This is a genomic window from Pantoea folii (assembly GCF_056678875.1).
On record NZ_JBWXON010000001.1, the window covers coordinates 1 to 20,584 of the forward strand.

Genomic DNA, 20,584 nt, shown 5'->3' on the forward strand with positions numbered 1-20,584 from the left:
AAAGAATTAGGCATCAAGACCGTTGCGGTTCACTCAACCGCTGACCGCGACCTGAAGCACGTGCTGCTGGCGGACGAAACCGTCTGCATCGGCCCGGCACAGTCGGTCAAAAGTTACCTGAACATCCCTGCACTGATCTCTGCCGCCGAAATCACCGGCGCCGTGGCGATCCACCCGGGCTACGGCTTCCTCTCTGAGAATGCCGATTTCGCCGAGCAGGTTGAGCGCTCTGGTTTTATCTTCATCGGCCCGAAAGCTGACACCATCCGCCTGATGGGCGACAAAGTGTCTGCGATCACCGCCATGAAGAAAACCGGCGTTCCGACCGTGCCAGGTTCTGATGGCTCGCTGACCGAAGACATGGATAAAAACCGTGCCATCGCTAAGCGCATCGGTTATCCGGTGATCATCAAAGCCTCCGGCGGCGGCGGCGGTCGCGGTATGCGCGTGGTGCGCAGTGAAAAGGATCTTGAGCAGTCCATCGGCATGACGAAAGCGGAAGCCAAAGCGGCTTTCAACAACGACATGGTCTACATGGAGAAATTCCTCGAGAACCCGCGTCACATCGAGATTCAGGTGATGGCCGACGGTCAGGGCAACGCCATCTATCTGGCGGAACGTGACTGCTCAATGCAGCGTCGTCACCAGAAAGTGGTTGAAGAAGCGCCAGCGCCGGGCATCACGCCAGAACTGCGTCGCTTTATCGGCGAGCGCTGCGCGAAAGCCTGTATCGATATCGGCTACCGCGGTGCGGGTACTTTTGAGTTCCTGTACGAAAACGGTGAGTTCTACTTCATCGAGATGAACACCCGTATTCAGGTGGAGCATCCGGTGACCGAGATGATCACCGGCGTGGATCTGATCAAAGAGCAGCTGCGTATTGCTGCCGGTCAGCCGCTGTCGATCAAACAGGAAGACGTGGTGGTACGCGGTCATGCGGTGGAATGTCGTATCAACGCCGAAGATCCGAACACCTTCCTGCCGAGCCCGGGCAAGATCACCCGTTTCCACGCGCCAGGCGGTTTTGGCGTGCGCTGGGAATCGCACATCTATGCCGGCTACAGCGTGCCGCCGTACTACGATTCCATGATCGGCAAGCTGATCACCTACGGTGACACCCGTGAAGTGGCCGTCGCGCGCATGAAAAATGCGCTGGCGGAACTGATCATCGACGGCATCAAGACCAACGTCGAGCTGCAGATGAAAATCATGTCCGACGAACATTTCCAGCAGGGTGGCACCAACATCCACTATCTGGAGAAAAAACTCGGCCTGCACGACTAAACCAATCCTCTCGCCGCCATTCTGCCGTTGGCGGCATTTTCTATCCTGACAGTAAAATCTGGAGGTCAGTTTGTCTGAACTTTCCTATGTGACAGGCGACTGTCACTCAGCCTGGTCAACGTATTTGACGCAGGTTGAACGCGTGTTGCCACTGCTGGGCGATCTCAGCCGTTGGGCCGATACGTTGACGCATCCGAAGCGGGCATTAATTGTTGATATCCCTCTGGAAATGGATGATGGCTCAGTGCGTCATTTTGAGGGTTATCGCGTGCAGCACAATTTGTCGCGTGGGCCGGGTAAGGGTGGGGTGCGTTTTCATCCTGATGTGACGTTGCAGGAAGTGATGGCGCTCTCAGCATGGATGACGGTGAAGTGCGCCGCACTGAATTTGCCGTTTGGCGGAGCAAAAGGCGGCGTGCGTGTCGATCCCACCACCTTATCCCATAAAGAGCTGGAGCGTTTAACCCGGCGCTATACCAGCGAGATCGGCAATATGATTGGTCCGCAACAGGATATTCCCGCCCCTGATGTTGGAACCAACGCGCAGGTAATGGCGTGGATGATGGATACCTGGTCGATGAACGTTGGCGCCACTACCACCGGCGTAGTGACCGGCAAACCGGTGCATCTGGGCGGGTCACTGGGGCGCGTCAAAGCCACCGGGCGCGGGGTTTTCGTCACCGGTTGCAGCGCTGCGACTAAGCTGGGCATTGGTGTGCCAGGTAGCCGCGTGGCGGTGCAGGGTTTTGGTAACGTTGGCAGCGTCAGCGCCGAACTGTTCCATGCGATTGGGGCAAAAGTGGTGGCGGTGCAGGATCACAAAGCCACATTGTATTTGTCCAGCGGAGTGGATATCCCGGCGTTACAGACGTGGCAGCAGGCTCACGGTAGTATCGCGGGCTTCCCGGGTGCTGACACCATAGCGGATGAACATTTTTGGACGCAGCCTTACGACATTCTGGTGCCTGCAGCGTTGGAGGGACAGATCACAGCTGAACGCGCTAACCTGCTTCAGTGTCGCCTGATTATTGAGGGCGCAAACGGCCCGACGTTGCCGGAAGCCGATGATATCTTGCAGCAACGCGGCATTGCTGTGGTGCCAGATGTGATTGCGAATGCGGGCGGCGTGACGGTGAGTTACTTTGAATGGGTGCAGGACTTCTCCAGCTTCTTCTGGAGCGAAGAGGAGATCAATCAACGGCTGGACAGCATTATGCAGCACGCGATTGAAACGGTGTGGCATAAAGCGGATGCGCTGAACGTGACGCTGCGTACGGCAGCTTACGCCGTTGCCTGCGAGCGAATTCTGCTGGCAAGGAAGGATCGCGGGTTGTATCCGTAAACACATTAGTTTGAGAGAAGCCTCGCAAATGCGGGGTTTTTTATTGCCTGAAGTTTGTTCCGTACACTTAGGTGTGTATAATATTTTATACACAAATGGAGTGGTGTGAAGCGCACGGAAATGGATGAAAAGGATGAAAAGGATTTAGACTGGCGTGGTACAACTCTGGAGGACATCAAAATGTTCCCCAATGAGGTGAAAAAGGACGTTGGATTTGAACTTCACAAAATTCAAAATGGACATAATCCCACTCACTACAAGGCTGTAAATCGCTGGGGAGCAGGTGTTATTGAGATCAAAATAAAAGGCGATGATGGCGAATATCGCGTCGTTTATGTGGCAAAATTTGTTGAAGCCATTTATGTCATACATGCCTTCCAAAAGAAAACACAACAAACCAGCCCCAAAGATGTGAATATAATTATCGAGCGTTATAAAGCAGTTATCGAAGAACGGAGAAAACTAACATGACCGATAAAATCGATACCCAGTCGCGGCATATCACCAAAGCGGGCAGCAATATTTTTGCTGATCTCGGATTCGAACCGGCTGAAGCGGACTCCCTTCTGACACAATCTCGTGAAGAAATTAACCGAGCCGACGAATTAAAGAAGCAGCTAATGACTGAAATTTCTGAATGGATGACGGCAAGTGGCCATAAGCAGATTGAAGCGGCAAAGATCCTGCACGTTTCCAGACCCCGAGTTTCAGATGTGGTTAATCTAAAAACAGAAAAATTTACCATTGATTCGTTAGTGGGTATGGTTGCGGCGATGGGCAAAAAGGTCCAGTTGGTGATCGAGTAATTCACGCGCTGCAAACTTGACTGCGAGTAGTCGAAAAAGGCCAGCATTGCTGGCCTTTCAATATATTAGAACTGATACACCAGACCCAATGCTACCTGGTCATCATTCGGCAGACCGAGTTTGTTGTTATCGTCGAGCAGGTTGATCTAGTAGGCCACAAAGGTCTACATGTTTTTATTGAAGTAGTAGGTTAATCCTGGCTCAAGGAATTTAAGTAAAGCTTCATTGCCCATGAGCCTTTAAGTAGGCTCATTATCAAGAAAACCGCAGGTGCCCATTAAAGCATCTTGGCATAGGCCTCAAGCTGATCGGCAACCATGCCCCAGCCGCTATGAAAGCCCATTTTTTCATGTTCGGCACGCGCTTCAGCGTTGCGATGCCTGGCAATGGCAACATAGCGGGTCGCATGAGGATTGAGCGGTTCCAGTAGCAATATTGCGGTCATGAAAGGATGCTCAGCAGGTTTCCATCCCTCAGTATAGGTATCGGTAAAAACCAGCTTCCGACCAGGTATCAGCTCCAGAAATACCCCTTCGTTGCGCATTTCATTCCCATCCACCTCAAAAACCGTGTTGAACCGACCACCAGGATGCAGATCGATATCGCAACTGACTAACTTATTAGGCTTAGGCACAAAAAAGTGTTTGAGATGTTCTGGTGTGGTCCAGCAGCGCCAAATCACATCGGCCGGTACTTGCAGGGAACGCTCAAGCTGTAAATCGGTATCGGCATCTAAAATCATCATGTTTTCCTGCTCGCAGAATGTCATTTCAAAAGTGTAGTTGCGAGGCAGAAAACGGGTTAGCTGACTGGGCGGATCCCCTGACAGAACAAGCTAAGCGTGTGCTGTACAATCAGCTCCGTATCAAACTCCGGCTCATTGGCGAAGCGTGTGAAGGGCACGAGTATCATGCTCAGGATGGAGGTCATCAGCAAATCGGGATTCAACGCTGCATTCAATAAACCCTGCTGTTGCCAGCGCACAATTAACGCCCTGACTTTGTCGCGTCCCGCATGTCCATAACGTTCTTTGATGTGTTGACCTAAGCCGTGCGAACCGCTGGTGACTTCTTGCATCCATAATGGGGCGAACCAGTCGTTGTTCAGAACGATATCAGCGATTTCACGGATGAATCCACTGAATGTGGTGACAGGGTCACTTATCTCCCCATCAAAATGTGCTTCCAGCCGCTGGCGTAACGGTAAAAAGCGCTCCTCAACCACCACATCTAACAACGATTCGCGCGACTGAAAGTAATAGTTGAGCATCGCCGGACTCACGCCAGCCTTACGAGCGATTGCATTCAGCGAGGTTTCAGCGATGCCGCTTTCGGCATAAAGTGCCAGCGTGATATCCAATAAATGCTCGCGCTGTTGTGCAGAGATGGCACCGCCACGCGGACGCCCAGGACGGCGAGGTTTGGCAATGGTTGCCTTATCATCAGCAGCGACTTTTTGTGCGGTCATCTTTACGCGCTCACTTGTTTCATGTCAGACTTCGATCAATATTAATTGTGTATTTAATTAATTTCAATTGGTGTCTGTTATGAAACCTGAAACATTAGCGCCGCGATCGGGCAGCGGGGAAGAGAGTCCACCTTCCGTCCGCTTGCTGATGGGCGCACTGATGCTGGTAATGCTGCTCTCTGCACTCGACCAGACCATCGTCTCAACCGCGTTGCCCACTATTGTGGGTGAATTGGGCGGGCTGGATCGCCTGTCATGGATCGTGACGGCCTATATGCTGGCGTCCACCATCGTCGTGCCGCTGTATGGCAAATTTGGTGACCTGTTTGGCCGTAAAACGGTGCTGCAGATCTCCGTTGTCTTGTTCCTGATTGGCTCAGCTTTGTGTGGACTGGCACAAAATATGGAGCAACTGATCTTTACTCGTGCCCTGCAAGGTCTGGGCGGCGGTGGGCTAATGGTGGTTAGCATGGCAGCGGTGGCGGATGTCATCCCGCCTGCCGATCGCGGCAAATACCAAGGGTTGTTTGGCGGGGTATTTGGTTTGGCGACGGTGGTGGGCCCGTTACTCGGTGGCTTTATCGTGCAGCACGCCTCCTGGCGCTGGATTTTCTACATCAACTTGCCGCTAGGCCTCTTCGCCCTAGTGATTATCAACGCAGTATTTAAAGCGGATAACAAACGTAAGCCGCACGAGATCGATTATCCCGGTGCCGTATGTCTCAGTCTGGCGCTGGTGGGGATTACGCTTTTCACCAGCGAAGGTGGCACGCTGCGTGCGTGGAGCGATCCCGTGCTGTGGTGCATTTTGGCATTTGGTTTGGTGGGCGTAATTGGCTTTATTTATGAAGAGCGTCGTGCGTGGGAACCGATTATTCCGCTGGGCTTGTTCCGCAATCGCAGCTTTTCGCTCTCCAGTTTGATGGCCTTTATTGTCGGGATGTCGTTGTTTGGCAGCGTGACTTTCCTGCCGCTCTATTTACAGGTGGTGAAAGGCTCAACCCCGACCGAAGCTGGGTTGCAGTTGCTGCCGCTGATGGGTGGACTGCTGGTGACATCGATTATCAGCGGACGCATTATCAGTCGTACCGGTCGCTATCGTCTGTTCCCGATTGGCGGAACACTGCTGGCAACCGTCGGGATGGCTCTTATGACGACGCTCACCCTGCAATCTGCGCTGTGGCAGATTTATCTCTACGCCTGCGTGCTCGGAATGGGCATGGGGATGGTGATGCAGGTGCTGGTGCTGGCGGTGCAGAACAGTGTGACGCCAGACCGCATTGGCGTCGCCACATCCTCCGTCACGTTGTTCCGTTCGGTGGGCGGTTCAATTGGTGTGGCGTTGTTTGGTGCGATGTTTAGCCACGTCTTGAAATCGGGTTTGACTGAGCTGGTCGAAAAGGGCGATAAATTACCCGCAACGCTGGATCCTAACGCCGTGCACCATTTGCCTTATGATGTGCAGCAAGCTTATTTGCAGGTATTTAGCGAAGCGGTGCATGCGGCTTTTCAAATGGCAGCGGTGGTGATGGCAGTGGCATTTATTCTGTCGTTGTTCCTGCCGGAGTCGCCGTTACGCAGTCAATCCAAACAATAAAATGATGCCGGCTTGCCACCATCGGCAGCCAGATGCTGATGGTGGGATGAAATAGCAGCAGAGTTGGGCGAATTAATAACCTCCAAAGCGAAAATTGGCGAAGGAATATATAATTTTTATCCCAAATACATGATGTTACGTTTGCGTAAACTTAAGTAAAAAAGAAGAGGATTAAAAGAATTCAGCGGCGAGCTATTTATTTTTGCAACTTTTTTGCGGTATAAATCTCTAACCACTGTCTCCCTCAGCGAAAACGTCATCCCATGATCAACTCTGCGGCCAGAAAATTTATCGCCTGTCTGTTTGTTATTACCCTGGCAGGTTGCTCTTCCAAAACTTCTCATCCACCTGCGGAAGAGAGTGTCGATGCTTCAACCGATGGTGGTAAGCAACCCGATTTGATTCCGGTGATCGCGGCATTACACGACCAGATGCACTCATGGGAAGGCACCAAATATCAGTGGGGCGGCACGCAATTAAACGGTGTGGATTGCTCCGGTTTTGTCTGGCGAACCTTAAAAGATCGTTTCAATATTCCAATGGATCGTGTCACAACGCGCGAATTAATTGCCATGGGGCAGCCGGTTGATAAGGCGCACCTGCAACCCGGTGATTTAGTGTTCTTTCGTATCAAACACGAGTTACACGTTGGCTTTTATGACACCGATCATCAATTCCTCCACGCTTCGGTTAGCCAGGGCGTGATGCGCTCCTCACTGAATAATCCGTATTGGAAATCGGTATATCTGGAGGCGCGGCGTCTGCCACGTGAACAGAATTCGCAGATCAGCTTTAATTATAAAAATAAAGTGTGATGCAGAAAGTATCCCCGGCCTGGCGCCGGGGATTTTTTTATCAGAATTGATATGACACGCTAACCGAGAAGTTGCGCGGCTCACCGTAAACATAGTTGTTCATATAGGTGTAGTACTCACGGTCGAATAAGTTATCGACGTTAGCTTGCACCGCAACCTGTTTGGTGACCTGATAACGGGCAAACAGGTTTGCCAGTGGATAGCTTCCCTGATACACGCGCTGGGTGCTGCCATCTGGCGCGCTCACATCTTCAAATACGCGGTTCTGCCAGTTAATACCCCCGCCGATAGTCAGGTCGGGCAGCATTGGAACCTGATAACGGGTGAACAGCTTAAACTGGGTTTGCGGTTGATCAGGGTTATAACGACCATCCGAATCACGCGCTACATAGCGCGTTGCGCCGAAGGTTAATTGCAGGTTATCGGTAAGCGCACCGTTCAGTTCAAACTCGGCGCCTTTGCTGCGTGCGCCCTTAGTGGCGGTGTAGGCCTGCTCGCTGCTGTTATTAACGTAGACGCCATCCTCTGCTGTCCCGACATTTTCTTGCTGAATGCGGAATACCGCAAAGGTTGCGGTCAAACGACCGTCATACCAGGCCGATTTTAACCCCGTTTCGTAGCTTTTTCCGGTAACCGGAGAAAGGTAGTGGCCTGAGCTATTGCGGTAGGTTTGAGGCTGGAAAATCGACGTGTAGCTGGCGTACGCAGACCAGGTATCATTGATGTCATACACCAGACCGGCATACGGCGTGGTGTTGTGCTGGGTCATATCGCCGCTGCTGCCGTTGGTGCTCCATTCGGTGTAGCGAGCACCAATAATCAGTGATAGTGGATCGGCCAATGAAATACGCGCGGCGGTATAAGCAGACTTCTGGCGAATGACATCATTGGCATTCAGATACCAACCTTGCCACTGCGGCTCAGCAAGATTACCGTTCCAGTTGTTGTTAAATGGCCCCATATCAGCGGCGGTAATATCATATTCATCCAGGTCAGTGACGCCATCCTGGCTGTAAGTCTGGTTGTGCTGGCGGCTGTAACTCAGGCCTGCCATCAACTGGTGCTGACGGCCAAGTAACTCAAACGGGCCGCTGGCGTAACCATCAACGGAGGTCAGTTCACGTTTACCACGGTCCAGGCTGCCGTAGCCGGTTACGCCTTCGCCGGTACTCTCGTCAGGGAATGCGCTATACAGGTTAAGCAACTTATCGCTAAAGGTATTTTTGGCATGGGTACCATTCACATGGAAGCTCCAGCCGTTATCGAAGTTATGCACCAGATCGGCGTAAACCTTCTGTATTTCGGTGTGATAGTAAGTCCAATCGGCGGCGGAGTTCAGGCTGCGGTTGTAGTGCGTAAGAGAACCGTTGCTATAGAAATCTGGTAAGCCACCCCAGGTAGGATCGCGCGTATCGGCCTTTTCGTAGTCATAACCTAATGAAAGGGTAGTATTAGCGGTGATATCCGCATCGACCACGCCATAAAGGAACTTCTTATTTTTATGATAGCGATCGAGCCAACTGTCCTGATCCTGATAACCCGTTACCACGCGCCCGCGGAGCGAACCTTCACTGTTCAACGGCCCGGCGATATCAGCGACATAGCGTTGTTTATTCCAACTGCCATAGCTGGCGCTGACCGAGCCAGTAAAATCTTTACTGTCGGCGTGTTTACGCACCATATTGACCGAAGCGGAGGGGCTGCCAGCCCCAGTCATCAGGCCTGTCGCGCCGCGTACCACTTCAATACGATCATAAATGGCGGTATCAGATGCCGCGTCACCGTAGTTCCAGTTATCACCCGTAGAAGTGGGGATACCATCAAAGGTGAAGTTAGTGATTTTGAAGCCGCGGGAATAGTATTCAGAACGTTCAGAATCCACCAAATTGCTGGTGATACCAGTGGTGTTATTCAACACGTCGGTGACAGTTTGTAGCTGCTGATCCTGCATACGCTGCTGCGTCACCACGCTCACTGATTGCGGCACATCGCGCGGGGTGAGTAGCAGCTTGGTGCCCGCTCGCGTGGTTTTCACCGCATAGTCCTGCTTGTCAGTGTCATCACTACTGTCACTGGTGGTGGCATTGACCACCAGATCCTGCTGAGTCGTATCGGCAGCCTGCGCCAATGTGGGGTTGAGAAGGGCGTGTACTGCCATAGCCAACAATGAAACGCTGAACGTTTTGCGGATACCTGATTCCCTGCCGATCAAAGACATAATCGTTTCCGTGGTAAATGATGGTTATAAGAAGCCATTACGCTTCGGTTGTTATGCTGGTGGTTGCGTCGTGCTACCCAAAAGGGCAGAACAAACGAATGCACTATCTAATTACGAACGCCAATGATAATCATTTGCTTTATAGAATCTCGCAAGGATTCAATCTGAAGTGTAATAATATGTAAATTCGAGGAAATTCAGTTAACTGGATGGATTTATAACCCGCTAGTTGCGGACGTTTTCACATTTATCAGGCAAGATTTTACTCGTTTTAGCCCTACACAGCGCCCGATTTGGCTGAACGCTCATTTCATTAAGTCGATGGAATGAGCACATAAACCTACGCGAATATTTGATTACTTTACGTTAATGCGTATGATTCTCATTCTTCTTATATTTTCCGCCCGCTACAATGTGGTCGGAGCCGTTCATCCATTGATGGAGTTCAGCATGAAATCGTTGTTTAGCCCGCGTAAAGCCACTGTTGCTATGGCGATCGCCGCAGCATTTAGCCTGACGGCTTGCCAGGCACCTGCCAAAAAAGCCGAGGCACCAGCCGCTGAGACTGTAAAACCGGTTGATACCGCAGTGTTGAAACGCGACCTGGGCGATGGCCTGTACGAAATGGCCTACTCTCCAGCATCGAAAGCACTGTTTGTCGCCAGCGCACAGGCATTCAAAGATGTTAACGGCGGTATGATCTATCGTCTTGATCCTGTGACGCTTGAGACCAAGGGTGAGACACACACCGATCTGAAAAACTTTGGTACGGCGATCGATGAGCAGGGCAGCGTGTTCTACACCACCAACTCACTGGATGGCGCTATTTCCAAAGTGGACGCGCAAAGCGGTAAAGTGCTGCAGCGTTTAGTGTTCCCGGGCAAAATCAGCAAAGAAGGCTACCCAGCGGGTGCGCGTGAAGTGCTGTGGCATGGCAATGAGTTGTATGTCGGTCGAGTGGCCGATCCAGGTTATATCTCCGTGGTCGATACTAAGACCTTCAAACTGAAAACCGAGATTAAAAATGCGGGCAAATGGGTAACGGGCATTATTTACTCTCCAGTTACTGAACGTATTTATGCGGCCAACGGCTCTGGCGAGATCCTGGTGATTAATCCGCGCACCCACAGAATCGAGAAGCGCTGGACAGCCGGTGACGGTAAAGAGTATCTGTTCCTGAACATGGCAGAAGATCCATCCACTGGCCGCCTGTTTGTGACTGACGATTCTAAAGGCAAAGCCACATTGGTCTTTGACGAGCGCACCGGTAAAGTGATCAAGCGTATCGAGGGTGATTCTCTGGGTATTAAATTCGATGCGAAGCGCAATGAGATCTTCATCAGCCAGCGCGAATCGAAGAGAGTACTGCAGTTGGATGCCACCACTTACGCAGTGAAGAACAGTTGGTCATTCGAACAGAATCCCAACAGCCTGCTGATTGGACCGGATAACAATACCCTGTATGTGACCTTGAAGGCCGAGTTCAATAAAGACTCTTCAACTAAAGGCACCGATGGTATTGCGCGTATTACACTGAAATAAGATTGCGCTATGAAAAGATGCCCTCGAAAGAGGGCATTTTGCTTTTGGAAGAACGAAAAATTAACGATTGAGTTGCCCGGTCAGCCAGAATTTTTTATAGCGTGCAGGTGGAATGCCGACAAGATTATGAAAGATGCGATGGAAGTTATTGACGTTATCGTAACCCACGGCGTTAGCCACCTCAGTGACACCCAGATTGGTGCTCAATAGCAAATTTTGCGCCTCGCCAATTCGGCGACGTGTCTGATATTGTTTGGGTGAATAACCTGAATAATCTTTAAATACGTGCGCCAGATAAAATTGATTCATATTCAATGCAGCGGTGATCGAACTCAGAGCGATATCATCTTTATAGTGATTATCAATGTAATCTTTGATGCGTTGTCCCAGTAGGGTGTTATTGCTCTCCTGCTCTTGTTTGTTTTCAATCCAGATATTGCGGCACAGTAATAACAGCACGCTCAGTAAGTTATCGCCGATTTCGGCACTAAAGAGCCGTTTGCTGTTAACGTGCGCCCACATCTGATCAAACAACTGGCAAATTTCATCATAAAACTCACCGCTGGGCATCACGGCAGGTTGGGCGCGCGTGGTGAGAATATTGAGAGGCAAGCCATCAACCTTAAGTTGTTCGACGCCGCAACTGAAGATCAATAAATCGTCTGACGCATCAGGGCTTTCGTCATGAAGCACATTCGCGTTAAACAACATGATATCGCCTTGCTTGACGTTATAGCCTCGGCCATCGATGTTGTAGATGCCACTGCCTGAGCGTATGAACATCACTTCAAAGCGGTCATCATGCTTGTGCATGACGCGAGGAATGGCCTCTTCTTTACCTTCTGCTTTGCACATAAACGCCAGGCGCGGACGCAAACTGTTGTCGAAGCCACGGGCGGAGGGATGTTCATTTATGCAAAAGGTAATCATGGTAGCTCCTGTTGGTATAGCGCTATTCTTGCATTAGTTTTCAGCCTCGTAATCATCATTTTTGCTTTTTACTGATATTTAATCCATTGACAGGTAAGGCGTTGATGATTTTAGGAGAGTGCCAGGTGTTGATTTTTGTTTTTTAAACATTGGCTAAAATATAAATTTGATCGTCGTCACACTTTTATTTTGATCAAAATATACCCACACATTAAATACCAGGAAAGCATGATGTTGTGTTGAGCGGCATGAACTTGCAATCAATAGGGATAAGTTGAGGGCTAAAGTGAAAATATCATCAAAATTGCTGTATACGAACAGGTAGAAATACAAAATTGACGAAACCACAGGCGATAAGCGCCATTAAATGCGTGCCATAGTCGCTAAGAAATATTTTAACAAAAATGTGAAAATATGGCTTTTTTAATCTGTCTTCATTCTTGCTATGTCAACGCACAATATTTGCAATGTGACTTTAATCACTGGTTTTCGTGCTTTTTGTGAGGAATATATGATCTTTCGCACGCTGTTAAATCGTGTGGGCGAGAGCAACTGGTGTTTGGAATTCACTTTGATATAACGTTGTTGTAACGAGAAGGGGACTGGCAGCGTGTTCAGCGTTGCCAGGAAAATAACAATAATGATGTTGTGCATTAAATAAATGTTCTGATTCAGGCTGCGTAAAATTCCTCAGCGACGACTGACCAAAAATACGGCTTGCAACGGTTTTACCTTACAACCAGATGGAACAGCTATGTATAATAAAACGAACCTGCAAAATCCTCAGCGCATGCGGTTAATCACCATTGTTTCAACGATTGGTGGTTTATGCTTTGGTTACGATACCGGTGTTATTTCCGGTGCGCTGATATTCATGAAGTATGACCTGAATCTGACACCTGCGCAGGAAGGTTTTATTACCTCATTCCTGTTATTCGGTGCGGCACTTGGATCATTATTTGGCGGATATTTATCGGATAAACAGGGGAGGCGTAAAAACCTGCTATGGGTTGCAGCTATCTTTATGTTTGGCGCTTTAGGCACTGCATTCGCCTGGGATGTGCCCTCAATGATTGTGGCCCGCTTTATTCTGGGCTTAGCGGTGGGCTGTGCCTCCGTGACAGTACCTATTTATATTTCCGAATTAGCGCGGGCAGATCAGCGTGAACGATTGGTGACGGTCAACGAATTAATGATCGTGACCGGGCAATTCCTGGCGTATTCCGTTAACGCTGCGATTGTAAACCTGTATCCAGAGATGCAGCACAACTGGCGCATTATGCTGGCGATTCCCGCACTGCCGGGTGCGCTTTTGTGGTTCGGGATGTTAATGATGCCTGAATCACCACGCTTCTTTATTCGCCGTGGCGAAACGGATAAGGCCGTGAAGGTGCTGAAAACATTGCGTCTTCCGGAGGAAGTAGACCGCGAAGTGAAAGAGATTCAGCAGATCGTTAAGGCTGATCAGGTGAAGTTTAATCTGTTCGCTGAGCTAAAAAATCGCTGGGTGATTCAACTGGTTTTGATTGGTTTAATGATTGTGCTGGCCACTCGAGTGACTGGAGTCAACACCATCATGTACTACGCGCCAATCGTCCTGAAAGCAACCGGGCTCGGTGATGCGGCAGCGGTTACCGGTGCGGTGGCGAACGGCATTATCTCCGTATTGGCGACGCTGCTGGGCATGGCGTTGATTGGCAAGCATTCACGCCGAAAAATGTTTTTCACCGGTCAGGCTGGGGTAACCGTTAGCCTGGTGTTGATTGGCCTGGCGTTTAAATTCTTCTTCCACACTGAAACCGTCAACGGAGTGGATACGCTGCATGCCAATTTCGCCAACGCACCTTATGTCATTCTTGGCTTGATGTTGGTATTCCTGGTGTTTATGCAGGGTTGGATTGCGCCGGTATTCTGGCTGATGTTAGCGGAAATCTATCCATTAAGAATGCGTGGTGTCGGCATGGGCTTTGCGGTATTTGGCCTGTGGATCTTCGACTTTATGATCCAATCCATCTTCCCTTATTTGCTTAGCCATTACGGTGGCGGCATGACTTTCGGTTTCTTCGGCGCGACCAACGTCATCATGCTTATTCTGCTGGTGAAATATTTACCAGAAACGCGTGGCCTGACTCTGGAACAGATTGAAAAGAAATTTCGTTTTTAACCTGAGGATGAATAAATGACAGTCAAAATCGGCTTAATTGGTCTGGGCATGATCGGCCTGGACCATCTGAAACGTTTCCACCATGTTATTTCCGGCGCGCAAGTCACTGCTGTTTGCGATATTAACCACACAACAGCCGATGCCGTGGCGAACGAATTTGGTGCCACCGCGTTTTATGATGCAGAAGAGATGATCAATTCCGAATTGGTCGATGCAGTCTTTATCTGCTCTATTGGTCCGGTACACAAAGCGCAAATTTTGGCGGCCTTTAATGCGGGCAAGCCCGTATTCTGCGAAAAACCGCTGACACCAACGGCTGATGAATCGAAAGAAATTATTGATGCAGAGGTCAAAGCGGGTAAGCGCCTTTTACAATTGGGCTTTATGCGTCGTTTTGACCCGGGTTATCAGGCGCTGAAGCAGTCGATCGAGGGGGGCGCGTTGGGCGACATCATGTTGATTCACTGTGCTCACCGCAACCCGTCAGTACCAGAGAGCTACACGCTCGAGATGGCGGTTAACGACTCCGCCACTCACGAAATCGACATCATTCGCTATTTGCTGAACGAAAACATCACGTCTGTGCGTGTAGACAAGCCGCGTAAGAAAACCCGCCGCGCATTGCCGCACTTGCAGGATCCGCTGATTGTGATCTTCGAAACCGAATCCGGTGTTCGTATTGACGATGAACTGTTTGTGAACTGCCACTACGGCTACGACATCCGCTGTGAAGTGATTGGTGAAAATGCCATTGCCGCCTTGACGGAGCAACAGTTCATCAGTACCCGCTCACTGAACGGCAATGCACAACACATTGCGCAATCTTGCATGGAACGTTTTGCAACGGCTTACGATCGCGAAGTTCAGCATTTTGTTGACAGCGTGCGTGATGGTCGCGAAATGAGCGGCCCTTCCTCCTGGGATGGCTACGTCGTCGCGCTGGTCTGTGATGCCGGTCTGGCCTCGCTGAAAGATGGCGAGAAACATGACGTGGTGATTCCAGAGCAGCCCGCGCTTTATCGCTAATAACCTAACTTCTCGCGAAAAGTGAGGAATGACGATGTTGAAACTGACGGAAGATGCGCTGCATTTGCAATGTCGGGCAGCGAATAAAAACCAAGCCATTGAGATAGCGGCAAAGGCGTTAGAGCAGTCCGGTTATGTAAAACCTGGCTTTATCAATGGCATGTTAGCGCGTGAAAAAAGCGTTTCTACCTATATTGCGGCGGGTATTGCTTTCCCTCATTGTGCGAAAGAGAACCTCGACCAGGTGATTAAAACCGGGTATCAGGTTTTTCAATTTCCAAATGGTGTGAGTTGGGGCGCTGGAAAGGTGGTGTTTGTCGTCGTTGCTGTTGCGGCAACTGAAAATGAACATATTCCACTGTTAGCTGATATTGCCAATTTGCTCGGCGATGAAGTGAAAACCACGTTATTAGCCAATGCAAAAACCAAACAAGAATTTATCGAACAATTTGAGAAAGCGTGATTTACGCACCAGATGAAGGATTAAACAATGAAGCTTGCATTATGTACTGACGTTCTGGCGGATTTACCTTTCGCGGCGATGCTGGATAAAGTTAAAAGCTACGGTATTGAGGGCGTAGAAATGACGGCGGGTGGATGGTCACCCTGCCCGCACGTGAAAACAGAGGAACTTCTGGCCTCGCCAGAAAAACTGGAGAAGTTCAAGCAAGAGCTGGCTGAACGTGAAATGCGCATCGTGGCGCTCAACTGCTCGGGGAACCCGTTAGCACCGGGTGAATTGGGTGAGACACACACGAAAAGTAGCTATCGCGCGGTTGAGTTGGCAGGCAAGTTGGGCGTGAAAAAGATCGTGATGATGAGTGGCCTGCCAGGTGGGGGGCCAGAAGATCGCGTGCCGAACTGGATTACCTCTACCATCTCATGGCCAGATTATATGCCGGGTGTGATCGATTATCAGTGGCATGAGGTGGCCATTCCGTGGTGGAAGAAATTTGTCCAGCACGCTAAACAGCATGGCGTCGAACAAATCGCGATTGAAGAGTTCCCATGCCAATTGGTGTACAACCCCTCGACATTGCTGCGCCTGCGTCACGAGGTGGGTGACATGATCGGCATGAACCTCGATCCTTCGCACCTGATTGCGATGGGTGCGGACCCGATTGCTGCTGCACGTAGGCTGGAAGGGGCAGTTTTCCACGTCCACGGCAAGGACGCGCGCATTGAGCGTGGTTTGGCCGATGTTGACGGTTTGATGGAATATCAACCGGTGACGAACACGAAAACCCGGACCTGGAACTACGTTGCTGTCGGTTGCGGTCAGGATCTGAAGTGGTGGAAAGAGTTCTTTTCTGTGCTGCGCATGACGGGCTACAACGGTGATGTGTCGCTGGAGATGGAAGATCTCACCATGAGCGTGGAGGCTGGTCTGCAGACTTCCATTGATGCGCTGAACGCAACGCTGAGTCAGTAGGTTTGTATTAAATTAAGGCCGCTGTCTCATAGAGATGGCGGTTTTTTTAAGTTCGCTCTTACACTCCAATCCGGTCTCAATCGCATTTTGTTAAAGATTTACTGCGACTTACATCACTCAAAATGATTACATCACCATTTTTCCTGCCCAATCCCACTCATTTTTGATTCGAAAACATCATTACGTATGGATTTTGTTTAGGATCTATTTATTATATTAAAAACCCGTGCGTTTCTAAGGTATCTGATTAACGTTGCGTTGCGTGATTGTTAATCGGCGGGTGTTTTACGTTATATCAATCAATTAGATATTTTTTCCTCCGTTTTGCGGGGGATTTTGAGCGTGTCACTAACCAGGGATACACCATGAGTACTTCGCAAGACCTGCCACTTGGTGAGGTCCAGTTGTCACGTCGGAGAGTGTTACTTTCCGGCGTCGTGATCGTGGCTGGCGGCCTGATCACCTCGGCGCTTCCGCGCCTGGCGTTTGCAGACTCGTCGAAAAACTTCATTCCTTTCATGCAGATATCTCGTCTTCTGGTCAACCATAAGTTAGATGATGCGGTGGGGCAGCGCATGCTGGCGTTGTTAGAACTTGAACAGCCCGATTTGATGGCAAATCTCAATCATTTGCTGGCGATTGCTAAAGCTAACAAGGCGCAGATCGTTGAAGATTTCTTCCCGGCAATTCCGCAAGGCGAATTGCAGGCGTTGGCGCACAAGATCATCTTTGGCTGGTACACCGGCTGCCTCGAACCCAAGCGTTCGGCAAAAGCGTTCGCTTACGAGCAGGCGCTCACCTGGCAGACCACGTTAGACACCATCACGATCCCGTCTTACGGCATCAGTGGGCCTAACAACTGGCAGCGTGCTAACACTCCGGTTCTTCCCGTACCGCAATTCTGACCACTAAAAGAAGACAAAACATGGCAGCTCCTTCTCAGTCACCTGTGGTGATCGTTGGCACCGGCGTGGTCGGTGTGGTGATCGCTGAGCAACTGCTTGATGCCGGTATTCCGGTGTTGATGCTGGAAGCCGGCCCGCGCGTATCGCGTGCCGAAATCGTAGAAAATTATCGTAACCTGCCGCTGGCAGCCAAAGGCAACCCGATTGAGTGCTACCCATCACGCGAATGGGCGCCTCATCCGGAACCGGCGGGCGCAGGAAAAGGCTATCTGCAATTAAGCGGTGAAGACTCTTATGCGCAAAGCTACGTGCGCTATGCCGGTGGTTCGACCTGGCACTGGGCCGGTACTTGCTGGCGCTTAACCCCAGCGGATATGCAGCTGCATTCACGTTATGGCGTGGGCCGTGACTGGGCGTTTGATTATGAGACGCTGGAACCTTATTACGCCCGTGCTGAATATAAACTCGGCATTTGTGGACCGGACGATCCGGCACTGCAATGGCCTCCACTGCGTTCGAAACCTTATCCGATGCCCGCGCTGCCGTTTGGACCGGGTGAAGCACGCTTTACCGAAGTGGTGCGCGAGAAGCTGGGGTTGCATAACATCCCTACCGCGCAGGCCCGTAACAGCGGCATGTCCTATGACGATCGCCCGGCATGCTGCGCCAATAACAACTGTGTGCCGGTTTGTCCGGTGGGCGCGAAGTATGATGGTGCGACGGCACTTTCCCGCCTTGAAGCCAAAGGCGCCACCATCCTCGATAACGCGGTGGTGTGGCGTATTGAAACCAATGCCGGCAACAAAATCGAAGCGGTGCACTACTACGATCAGCACAAGCAAACCCATCGTGTCAGCGGCAAGCTGTTCATCATTGCGTGTAACGGGCTGGAAACACCAAAACTGCTGCTGATGTCTGCTGATTCGCGCAACCCGAACGGCATTGCGAATAGCTCCGATCAAGTCGGCCGCAACATGATGGACCATCCACAAATCACCATGACCTTAACGCTGGATGAACCTTATTGGGCGGGCGTAGGACCGGTGGTGAATAGCGGCATTATGGAAACCTCGCAAGGCGATTTCCGTTCTGAGCATGCGGGTGCTTACTTCCGCTTCAACAACTTTGCGCGCAACCGCTTCGTCACTTTTGGCGCACTGGAGAAAGGGCTGGTGGGTAAAGCACTGGATGAAGAGATCCGCCGCATGACCGCCTGCACCGCCGATATCGTGCTGGCGCATGAAATCCTGCCTGATGCCAATAACCGCCTGACGCTGAGCGATAAAAAGGATTGGCTTGGTCTGCCGAAACCGGCCATTCACTACAATGTGGGCGACTATGTTCGCCGTTCGTACCAGAACTACTCCAAACCGATCGCTGACAAGATTGCCGAAGCGATGGGCGCGATCGATAAGAAGTTCTCGAAACAATTCAACCAGAGCAAGCACATCATGGGTGGCACCATCATGGGTAACGACCCGGCTAATTCGGTGGTGGACAACGAGTGTCGCGCTCACGATCACCGCAATCTGTTCCTGCCGGGCGGCGGGGCGATGGCAAGTACCGCCTGCGGTAACAGCACCTTGACGATGGTGGCGCTCGCCTTTAAAGCCGCTGATGCCATCGTTAAACAGGCTCTGGAGGCGTAATCATGTTGAAAATAAAACAGATCGCGCTGGTTCTGGCACTGGCGAGCGGTGCCGCTCATGCCGCTGATGATGCCTTGGTCAAAAAAGGCGAATATTTAGCGGTAGCCTCAGATTGTACTGCCTGTCATACCGCTGAACACGGTAAACCCTTCGCCGGTGGCAAAGCGATTGAATCACCGGTGGGTGAAATCATCGCCACCAACATCACGCCGTCGAAGGTCGCAGGGATTGGCAACTACAGTGAGCAGCAATTTGCTGATGCGCTGCGTAAAGGTGTGCGTGCCGATGGCGCCAATCTTTATCCGGCGATGCCTTACACCGCGTATGCCACCTTAACGGATGAAGATGTGCATGCGCTGTACGCCTACTTCATGTCAGGCGTGCAGCCGGTGGATAACACGACGGAAGAGACCCATCTGCCGTTCCCGTTGAATCTGCGTTTTTCGATGATGTTCTGGAACGCGCTGTTCCTGAAAGCACCGGGCTACACAGCGGATGCGTCACACTCTGACAGCTGGAATCGCGGACGCTATCTGGTGGATGGCGCAGCGCACTGTAGCACTTGCCACACCCCACGCGGTTTTCTGATGCAGGAGAAAGAGGGTGATGCCTTTACTGGTGCGCAGGTCGGCCCGTGGTTCGCGCCGAATATCACCGCCAATGCGGTGAGTGGGATTGGCCAGTGGTCACAGCAGGATCTTATCACTTACCTGAAAACCGGTCGTCTCGCGGGGAAAGCGCAGGCTGCTGGTAGCATGGCGGAGGCGATTACCCATAGCTTCCAGCACTTATCGGATGCCGATTTGGCCGCGATTGCCGAATACATGGGCAGCGTGACGGATAAAGATGCACCTGCGAGCGGCGCTTCGCGCTTCGAACAGGGTAAAGCGGCTCAAAATCTGGTGGCGTTCCGTGGTGATGCATTTAACGCGCCCACCAGCGATGAAGGTGCTCGCCTGTTCTCCGGCAATTGCGCGTCTTGTCACGGCAGCAGCGGCCAGGGAACCAAAGACGCGTTTTATCCGAGCCTATTCCATAATAGTGCTACTGCAGAGCGTAATCCGTCGAACCTGATTGCTACCATTCTTTACGGCGTTCAGCGTCATACCGCCGAAGGTGATGTGTTTATGCCGCCGTTTGGTTCGCAGCCGAACGCACTGAATCAGCTTGATGATCAGCAAGTTGCCACGCTGTCGAACTGGATCTTGCATCACTACGGCAATGTTGACGCAACCGTCTCACCTGATCAGGTGGCGGAAATCCGTCGTGGTGGACCGTCATCACCACTGGTGATGCTGGCGCAGGTCGGGGTAGGCGTCGGTGCGTTGGTGGTAATTGCACTGCTAATGTGGTGGCTGATGCGCCGCAGACATAAAAAATAGATTCGATTTTATTCTGTCGCCTGTG

General features: G+C 51.0%; 18 protein-coding genes and 1 pseudogene. 14 read left to right on the plus strand and 5 right to left on the minus strand.

The window, feature by feature from the left end:
• The 4 genes from accC to AC1MDE_RS00020 all read left to right on the plus strand — a co-directional run.
• Positions 1-1,284, plus strand: a 1,284-nt coding sequence (gene accC / locus AC1MDE_RS00005; protein WP_480344092.1) for an acetyl-CoA carboxylase biotin carboxylase subunit, incomplete at its 5' end; no start/stop codon positions are given.
• A 70-nt stretch (positions 1,285-1,354) separates the two neighbouring features.
• Complete coding sequence (locus AC1MDE_RS00010; protein WP_479400225.1) at positions 1,355-2,626, plus strand: Glu/Leu/Phe/Val family dehydrogenase; 1,272 nt, start codon at positions 1,355-1,357, stop codon at positions 2,624-2,626.
• Positions 2,627-2,746: 120 nt separating this feature from the next.
• Positions 2,747-3,097 carry a type II toxin-antitoxin system RelE/ParE family toxin gene (locus AC1MDE_RS00015; protein ID WP_479401937.1) on the plus strand — a complete coding sequence of 117 codons (351 nt, stop codon included), beginning with the start codon at positions 2,747-2,749 and terminating at the stop codon, positions 3,095-3,097.
• Positions 3,094-3,432 (plus strand): helix-turn-helix domain-containing protein, encoded by a 339-nt coding sequence (locus AC1MDE_RS00020; RefSeq protein WP_034829921.1) that lies wholly within the window; start codon positions 3,094-3,096, stop codon positions 3,430-3,432. Before AC1MDE_RS00015 ends, AC1MDE_RS00020 begins: the two co-directional genes overlap by 4 nt.
• Before the next feature lie 65 nt (positions 3,433-3,497).
• Here the strand turns inward: AC1MDE_RS00020 and AC1MDE_RS00025 are convergent.
• The 3 genes and pseudogenes from AC1MDE_RS00025 to AC1MDE_RS00035 all read right to left on the minus strand — a co-directional run.
• Positions 3,498-3,629: pseudogene (locus tag AC1MDE_RS00025) on the minus strand (porin); the annotation flags it as partial.
• A gap of 80 nt (positions 3,630-3,709) precedes the next feature.
• A complete protein-coding gene (locus tag AC1MDE_RS00030) occupies positions 3,710-4,174 on the minus strand; it encodes an SRPBCC family protein (RefSeq protein ID WP_058961004.1) in 465 nt (154 codons plus the stop codon).
• A 59-nt stretch (positions 4,175-4,233) separates the two neighbouring features.
• Positions 4,234-4,899, minus strand: a complete 666-nt coding sequence (locus AC1MDE_RS00035; RefSeq protein ID WP_058961003.1) for a TetR/AcrR family transcriptional regulator — start codon at positions 4,897-4,899, stop codon at positions 4,234-4,236.
• 79 nt (positions 4,900-4,978) lie between these two features.
• Between AC1MDE_RS00035 and AC1MDE_RS00040 the strand changes: the two genes are divergently transcribed.
• Positions 4,979-6,496, plus strand: coding sequence for an MDR family MFS transporter (locus AC1MDE_RS00040; RefSeq protein WP_479400222.1), 1,518 nt, complete (start codon positions 4,979-4,981; stop codon positions 6,494-6,496).
• Between the two features lie 263 nt (positions 6,497-6,759).
• Positions 6,760-7,311: a C40 family peptidase gene (locus AC1MDE_RS00045; protein ID WP_058961001.1), complete on the plus strand. Its 552-nt coding sequence runs from the start codon at positions 6,760-6,762 to the stop codon at positions 7,309-7,311.
• Positions 7,312-7,351: 40 nt separating this feature from the next.
• Here the strand turns inward: AC1MDE_RS00045 and fhuE are convergent, their stop codons facing one another.
• Positions 7,352-9,529, minus strand: a complete 2,178-nt coding sequence (gene fhuE, locus AC1MDE_RS00050; RefSeq protein ID WP_479400220.1) for a ferric-rhodotorulic acid/ferric-coprogen receptor FhuE — start codon at positions 9,527-9,529, stop codon at positions 7,352-7,354.
• Positions 9,530-9,979: 450 nt separating this feature from the next.
• Between fhuE and AC1MDE_RS00055 the strand changes: the two genes are divergently transcribed.
• Positions 9,980-11,071 (plus strand): YncE family protein, encoded by a 1,092-nt coding sequence (locus AC1MDE_RS00055; protein ID WP_058960999.1) that lies wholly within the window; start codon positions 9,980-9,982, stop codon positions 11,069-11,071.
• A 60-nt stretch (positions 11,072-11,131) separates the two neighbouring features.
• On the opposite strand, the gene AC1MDE_RS00060 is transcribed toward AC1MDE_RS00055, so the two are convergent.
• Positions 11,132-12,001 carry an AraC family transcriptional regulator gene (locus AC1MDE_RS00060; RefSeq protein ID WP_480344093.1) on the minus strand — a complete coding sequence of 290 codons (870 nt, stop codon included), beginning with the start codon at positions 11,999-12,001 and terminating at the stop codon, positions 11,132-11,134.
• Between the two features lie 754 nt (positions 12,002-12,755).
• Here AC1MDE_RS00060 and AC1MDE_RS00065 point away from each other — a divergent pair.
• The 7 genes from AC1MDE_RS00065 (at position 12,756) to AC1MDE_RS00095 (ending at position 20,559) form a co-directional block, all read left to right on the plus strand.
• A complete protein-coding gene (locus AC1MDE_RS00065) occupies positions 12,756-14,165 on the plus strand; it encodes a sugar porter family MFS transporter (RefSeq protein ID WP_480344094.1) in 1,410 nt (469 codons plus the stop codon).
• Positions 14,166-14,180: 15 nt separating this feature from the next.
• Positions 14,181-15,191 carry a Gfo/Idh/MocA family protein gene (locus AC1MDE_RS00070; protein WP_479400217.1) on the plus strand — a complete coding sequence of 337 codons (1,011 nt, stop codon included), beginning with the start codon at positions 14,181-14,183 and terminating at the stop codon, positions 15,189-15,191.
• Positions 15,192-15,225: 34 nt separating this feature from the next.
• Positions 15,226-15,654 carry a PTS mannitol transporter subunit IIA gene (locus AC1MDE_RS00075; protein WP_058960996.1) on the plus strand — a complete coding sequence of 143 codons (429 nt, stop codon included), beginning with the start codon at positions 15,226-15,228 and terminating at the stop codon, positions 15,652-15,654.
• 27 nt (positions 15,655-15,681) lie between these two features.
• A complete protein-coding gene (locus AC1MDE_RS00080; RefSeq protein ID WP_058960995.1) occupies positions 15,682-16,623 on the plus strand; it encodes a sugar phosphate isomerase/epimerase family protein in 942 nt (313 codons plus the stop codon).
• A 365-nt stretch (positions 16,624-16,988) separates the two neighbouring features.
• Positions 16,989-17,528 carry a sorbitol dehydrogenase family protein gene (locus tag AC1MDE_RS00085; protein ID WP_200574869.1) on the plus strand — a complete coding sequence of 180 codons (540 nt, stop codon included), beginning with the start codon at positions 16,989-16,991 and terminating at the stop codon, positions 17,526-17,528.
• Positions 17,529-17,548: 20 nt separating this feature from the next.
• Positions 17,549-19,177 carry a GMC family oxidoreductase gene (locus AC1MDE_RS00090; protein WP_479400214.1) on the plus strand — a complete coding sequence of 543 codons (1,629 nt, stop codon included), beginning with the start codon at positions 17,549-17,551 and terminating at the stop codon, positions 19,175-19,177.
• A 2-nt stretch (positions 19,178-19,179) separates the two neighbouring features.
• Entirely contained in the window at positions 19,180-20,559 is a 1,380-nt protein-coding gene (locus tag AC1MDE_RS00095; RefSeq protein WP_058960992.1) for a c-type cytochrome, read from the plus strand.
• Positions 20,560-20,584: the final 25 nt, after the last annotated feature.